Origin of the sequence: Enterobacter cloacae complex sp.6700776 (assembly GCF_048284255.1) — a bacterium.
Taxonomy (GTDB): domain Bacteria; phylum Pseudomonadota; class Gammaproteobacteria; order Enterobacterales; family Enterobacteriaceae; genus Enterobacter; species Enterobacter intestinihominis.
Window position 1 is genome coordinate 1 of sequence record NZ_JBLVYK010000121.1, and the last position, 325, is coordinate 325.

At 40.0% G+C, this 325-nt stretch carries 1 protein-coding gene; it reads right to left on the reverse strand.

What is annotated here, in order from left to right:
* Window positions 1-75: 75 nt before the first annotated feature.
* On the reverse strand, window positions 76-325 hold a 250-nt coding region (locus ACNQ0T_RS23490; RefSeq protein WP_417930413.1), incomplete at its 5' end, for a phage tail tube protein.

Sequence of the window (325 nt, forward strand, 5' to 3'; positions counted from 1 at the left end):
GCCTTAAATATTGGATTGGGATTCAGAGTGAATTTCGCCATTAGGTTTCCTTAAAAGCCCCCAAAGGGGCTGTTATTATGTGGTAGTGTAAATTTGCATATCTGATTTAAGAGAGAAACGTGCAGATACGTTTTCAACCTCGTTAATTGCAGTATTAGGAACACGTTGGAATGACACACTGGCTGAGTAGTAACGGTCTTCACCAGCCCGTTTATTATAAAAACGAATCGCTGTTAACTGCTTTGTATCATCCAAGGACATTAATAACCCTCGAATAGGTAATTTCGCATCATGAGCAAATGTATAAACCTGCACGATACCCGAC